At 45.9% G+C, this 6000-nt stretch carries 3 protein-coding genes and 1 pseudogene; 2 read left to right on the top strand and 2 right to left on the bottom strand.

Features of this window, described 5'->3' with window-relative positions:
* Positions 1–5: 5 nt before the first annotated feature.
* Positions 6–1226 carry a geranylgeranyl reductase gene (gene chlP, locus QUA34_RS07775; RefSeq protein ID WP_242723505.1) on the bottom strand — a complete coding sequence of 407 codons (1221 nt, stop codon included), beginning with the start codon at positions 1224–1226 and terminating at the stop codon, positions 6–8.
* 544 nt (positions 1227–1770) lie between these two features.
* Between chlP and QUA34_RS07780 the strand changes: the two genes are divergently transcribed.
* A complete protein-coding gene (locus QUA34_RS07780; RefSeq protein WP_333057711.1) occupies positions 1771–2163 on the top strand; it encodes a hypothetical protein in 393 nt (130 codons plus the stop codon).
* A gap of 79 nt (positions 2164–2242) precedes the next feature.
* Here QUA34_RS07780 and QUA34_RS07785 read toward each other — a convergent pair.
* Positions 2243–3048 (bottom strand): annotated as a pseudogene (locus tag QUA34_RS07785) (hypothetical protein); the annotation flags it as partial.
* Positions 3049–3251: 203 nt separating this feature from the next.
* Here QUA34_RS07785 and QUA34_RS07790 point away from each other — a divergent pair.
* A partial coding sequence (locus tag QUA34_RS07790; protein ID WP_333385405.1) for a serine/threonine-protein kinase PknK occupies positions 3252–6000 on the top strand: 2749 nt, incomplete at its 3' end.

The following is a 6000-nucleotide window of genomic DNA, read 5'->3' on the forward strand; positions in this document are numbered from 1 at the left end:
GGGGATTAAGGCGCTAAAGCATTGCCTCGCAACAAGCTACCAATGGTTTTGGCGGTAATCTTCATCTGAATGAAGGGATTAGCCGGTACTACTGTCTTATACAAATAGCTATCGAATGTGAGTTTCTGCACATCGCGATCGGCACACATTTCCACAAAAGCTTCGCGAGTAGCGTCGGAACGGTAGAACACGCGCTGCAAAATGTCGAGAACTTTGTAAGTAATGCCGTAGGCTTTATCCCACCGCTTCAAGTAAATCTTAATTTCCTCTTCAGTCGGAATGCGCGCGCCTTTATTGGAAATCTCCACAATAGTTTCGGCACACATCCGGCCAGACTTGGCAGCAAAATAGATACCTTCGCCGGAAGACTTGGTAACGTAACCTGCGGCATCGCCTACGAGAGCAACTCGGCCGACAACCCGGCGGGGACGCGGGTGTTCCGGGATGGGGTGAGCTTCCACTTTAATAATCTCACCGCCCATCAGTTTTTTGGCAGCGCGGGCGCGGACGCCTGCTTGCAGCTTTTTGATGCTGGCTTGATTGACTTTCATCGTGCCGGTACCGACGGCTACGTGGTCGTATTTGGGGAACACCCAAGCGTAGAAGTCGGTAGATACGTCGTCGCCGACGTACATTTCGGCTAAGTCTTCGTAGTAAGCCATTTTATCTTCTGGCAGGCGGATGCGCTCTTGGAAGGCGATCGCATAATTGTAGTCGCCAGCGTCGATCGCCTTTGCTACGCGGGAGTTAGCGCCGTCAGCCCCGATTACTAAATCCACTTTCAGAGTTTTCTGAATTCCCATTGCGCTGCCGTCGGAGTGGTCGGCATAGTGGAGAGTATAGGGGTCTGTATTGTTGCCGGGAATTTCTAATTTGTGAACGGTGCCGTTAATCAGTTTTGCACCCAAGGAAGCGGCGCGATCGCGCATGAAGCCGTCGAGCACTTCGCGGCGGCACATACCGATGTATTCGTGTGCGTTTTCAATATTGATGTCCACCTCGACGTTGGAGGGGGAGATCATTTTCATTTTTCTGACTTGGCGGTCAATAATACTTTGCGGCAAGTCGAATTCGCTGACCATGCACAGGGGAATCGCCCCACCGCAGGGTTTGGCGTTGTCTAATTTACGCTCGAATAGGTATGTTTCGATGCCTGCTTTTACCAATGTTTCGGCGGCGGAAGAACCCGCAGGGCCTGAACCTACTACTGCAACCCTTAGTGTCAAAGCTTTTCTCTCCAGTTTTTTTCTATAGGCATTACTCAGGTGTGATGGTATCACGGACTTTGGATGCGGTGGCGTGAAGCAGGGGAGATTTCAATGAAATGAAACAGAGCTTAACAGTTCGATACGAAAATCGGGTCTGGGGCAGTAGGTGCGATCGAAGATCTTAAATTTTTCAGTGCTTTGGAACAGTTATGGACGTTGATGTGCGATCGAACATTTTGCACTATTTTCTAAGAACAGGCAAGATGCCTGTTCCACAAAGAATGAATTTTCTGCTTGTGGGGAGTAGGGGTTGGGCTTCTAGCCCGCCCGGACATGAACAAGCTTCCCTAGCCTGTTCCACAAAGAGTGAATTTTCTGCTTGTGGGGAGTAGGGGTTGGGCTTCTAGCCCGCCCGCCCTGAACAGGCTTTCCGGCCTGTTCCACAAAGAGTGAATTTTCTGCTTGTGGGGAGTAGGGGTTGGGCATCTTGCCCGCCCGGAACAGGTGGGAACCAGTCCAATAAGTTACATTAAAGTTACTTGCAGTTATATCTAAAATTCTTATGCTCGGTAATTTTCAACAAAGCAACCTGCGGATTGAGCTTGAAGCTTCCGAAACAGCGATTAGAGACAGCTTGTTGCGTCCAAGTCAATTGCAGCAGTGGCTGTGGCCACAGCAGTTGTCTAGCGGTTTGCCGGAAGAATTTGCTCAAGGTTTGACCTTTACAAGTTGGCTAGGCCCCGTGGCAGTTCAGCATCACGTTGATATTGTTGAGCACAATTGTCTGCGGCTGTTATTGAGTCAGGGAATTGACGGATTTCACGAGTGGTATTGGGGCGATGGTTGGGTGCAGTCTCGGTTGGAGGGAGTGTCGCTGCTGCCGCTGAATTTGGGGCAAACGGCTAGTTTACTCCGGCTGCGGGAGTTTGTAGCGGGGAAGGGTAAGAGGAAGTAGATAAATCACTCTCCAAAATCATCAGAACAAAGCCTGGTAGTCCTCCATAGCAACGAAAAATTCTTAATCCTTTTAGGGATAAAGAAGCGTTGTAATGATGAATAAAATACCACAAAGCTCCCACACGATTGGAGAGCTTTTTAGATTAGGAAAGACTCTTTCTTACAACAATAGCGAGATATCCTGTACATCAGGGAGTTCTTGCATCTTTAGAGATCAGAAGTTTTGCCCGTATCTTTCCCGACAGATTTGTGTCGCTGGCGAGGCAAAACTTTTTTATATGCGACCAAAAAATCTGTATAATAGACGGCACATTGTCTGTAAACTCCTGGGAGGGAATCCCAAAAACCTTTAGCACCCATTTCAACTAGACTTCCTATATATAGCCATCCTCGCATCATTTGTGAATTTCTTACTCCCTCCCCTTACTAAGGGGAGGGTTGGGGTGGGGTGAAAAACTTACGACTCATGTAGGATTGCTATAAACCCCTAGAATTTCTTTGGTCAAGGCATCAATCGCCAGCTATTTCCACTGCTTGTTACCCTTATTGCCTACAAACGACCACATTTCATCACTTTGGATCGTTAGCTTGCCTTGGTTTTTTGACTTTACTTGAACTTTCCGGAGGACTGATACTAATTGTTGAAAAACACATAGTATTGGAACCAGCGGGGGGACACCCTCGTGACTTTGACAATCGCGACTCAAGATATTTTTTCTAATAAAAGCCGATCGCTCAATTTTTTTATTTCTTCTGAAATCCTTTGATGTCTGGGGTTTTAAACAAACTGCCTGTGACAATATATACATTTAAAGTTTTGCTTAGCGCTGGAGGTGGCACAATTTTTAACCATGTTTGGAGAACCGAAACGGGGACAATTCATGGAGTTGAGAATTAACAAGGCTTAGGTACGTCGCATGATAACTCCTTATCCTTACTCTGCCAGACCACCTGAAAGCCACTTCGCTGCCGAAAAACTAAGAGTGTGTTATAAAAACATAATTTGTTCCTTTCTAAAGCGCTATTCTTTACACAACGAACCGGGTGTGTTCTGACGGCGCGTTAATTTTTACCAGAAAAATAAATATGCTGTCCATTCCAGGCATTGCCGTCCAGAAGCTGCTTTACGAAAGTGCTAACTCTCTGGTGTACCGGGCGATTCGGGAAGCGGATCACCAACCGCTCATCCTCAAACTGCTCAAAGAGAGCTACCCGACACCTCAAGAATTGCTACGCTACCGTACCGAATACCGCATCACCCGAGAGCTGAAAGAGGCGGGAGTCGTGCAAGTTTATGACTTGCAAAAATACCAAAACAGCCTCGTGATTTTTGTGGAGGACTTTGGCGGGGAATCGTTGAAAATATGGATGCAGCAGCGAAAGTTTAGCCTCAAGGAATTTCTGCAAATTGCGATCGCTGCCACTGAAACTTTAGGGAAAATTCATAGCGCCAATATTATCCACAAAGATATTAACCCTTCTAATATAGTATTTAATCCAGCGACCGGGCAGCTCAAAATTATCGACTTTGGCATTTCCACTCAGCTAACGCGAGAAATGCCAACCCTGAAAAACCCCAACATTTTAGAAGGAACCTTAGCCTATATTTCACCCGAACAAACTGGTAGGATGAATCGCTCTATCGATTACCGCACTGACTTTTACTCCCTCGGCGTCACCTTTTACGAATTACTGACAGGAAAACTACCTTTTGAGACAGAAGACGCTTTAGAGCTAGTTCACTGCCACATTGCCAGACAGCCAGTTCCCCCGCACGAAATCAAGCCGGAAATTCCCTTAATTGTCTCGCAAATTGTCAGCAAGCTGATGGCAAAAAATGCGGAAAATCGCTATCAAACTGCATTGGGTCTTAAGCAGGACTTAGAAATGTGTCTGGTTCAATTACAAGAAACCGATAGGATAGAAGAATTTGACTTGGGAACGCTGGATCTTACAGACCATTTCCTGATTCCCGAAAAGTTATACGGCAGAGAAACCGAAGTTTTTCATCTATTAAATGCCTTTGAAAGAGTTCGTAATTCTAGTGCAGAAATGATGCTTGTAGGTGGCTTTTCTGGGATTGGGAAAACCGCAGTAGTGAATGAAGTGCATAAGCCGATCGCCCGACAGCGTGGATATTTTATCAAAGGCAAATACGACCAATTTCAACGAAATATTCCCTTCAGTGCATTTGTGCAAGCATTTCGGGAATTGATGGGACAATTATTATCAGAAAGTGACGCTCAGTTACACAGATGGCAAACCCAGATTCTCACCGCAGTAGGCGAGAGTGGGCAAGTCTTGATTGACGTAATTCCTGAATTAGAACACATCATTGGCGCTCAAAATCCTGCACTAGAATTGTCGGGGAGTGCCGCCCAAAATCGCTTCAATCTGCTAATGCAGAAATTTGTGCAAGTATTTACCCAAGCAGAACATCCCTTAGTGATGTTTCTGGACGATTTGCAGTGGGCAGATTCGGCATCGCTGAAATTGCTACAACTATTGATGGAGGATACGGGGCATCTGTTAGTATTGGGTGCTTATCGGGATAATGAGGTATCACCGGCTCATCCGTTTATGTTGACTGTGGATGAGATTGTGAAGTCTGGGGCAGTGGTGAATACGATTACCCTGCAACCGTTGAGTTTAGCAGATCTCAATCAGTTGGTAGCAGATACGCTGATTTGCGATTTATCTTTAGCTACACCTTTGACAGAATTGGTTTATCAAAAAACCCAAGGTAATCCTTTTTTCTCGACTCAATTCCTCAAGGCCTTGTATGAAGATGGTCAAATTATTTTTAACCCCCCTCAATCCCCTATTAGTAAGGGGGGCAGTAAAGGGGGGTGGCAGTGCGATATTAATCAAGTTAAATTTGCCGACGCCTCGGATGTGGTGGAGTTTATGGCGGTGCAATTGCAGAAGTTGCCTGCCGAAACTCAGGATGTTCTCAAACTTGCCGCGTGCATTGGGGCGCAGTTTGATTTAGAGACATTGGCAATAGTCAGCGAAGAATTACCAGAAGAAACGGCATCAGCACTGTGGAAAGCCTTGCAAGAAGGACTGATTTTAGTGATGTCAGAAGGCTATAACTTCATTCAAGCAGATGCTCAATACCCTCCTGGGTCTGTTGCTAATCCAACTTATAAGTTCCTGCACGATCGCGTCCAGCAAGCGGCTTATTCCCTAATCCCAGACGACCAAAAACAAGCCACTCATCTGAAAATAGGACAGTTACTGCTACAAAGTTCTTCCGAGATAGAAATAGAAGAAAAAATATTTGATATTGTCGGGCATTTAAATCAAGGAATTGAGTTAATCCATCAATTAAGTGAACGCTCAGCCTTAGCCCAACTCAACTTAGAAGCTGGACGTAAGGCTAGAAATTCTACCGCCTACGCTGCCGCAAATATCTATCTACAAACGGGAATTGAGCTACTGACACCTCAATGCTGGCAAACTCAATATGAATTGGCGCTAAATCTTTATGTTGCTGCTGCTGAAATTGCCTATTTAAATGGTGACTTTGATGGTATGGAACAGATGGCAGGACTGGTTTTGCAAGAAGCCCAAACAATTTTAGATCGAGTTAAAATTTACGAAATTAAAATTGCCGCTCAGACAGCCCAGAGCAAGGTGTTAGAAACGATCGCAGTAGCAAGAGAGGCACTCTTACAATTGGGGATTGAACTCCCTGCCGAACCTGATGAACCCCAGATTGGCAAAGCGCTACAAGCCCTCGCGGGCCAACTAAGCGGCAGAAAGATTGAGGAATTGGTTGACCTACCTGTGATGACAAATCCACAGACTCAGGCAGCTATGCAACTGTCTG

Origin of the sequence: Microcoleus sp. POL10_C6 (assembly GCF_036701585.1) — a bacterium.
Classification (GTDB): domain Bacteria; phylum Cyanobacteriota; class Cyanobacteriia; order Cyanobacteriales; family Microcoleaceae; genus Microcoleus.

Coding starts and splice junctions, on each gene's coding strand:
- QUA34_RS07780 (WP_333057711.1), top strand. CDS start 1,771: ATGCTCGGTAATTTTCAACAAAGCAACCTGCGGATTGAGCTTGAAGCT.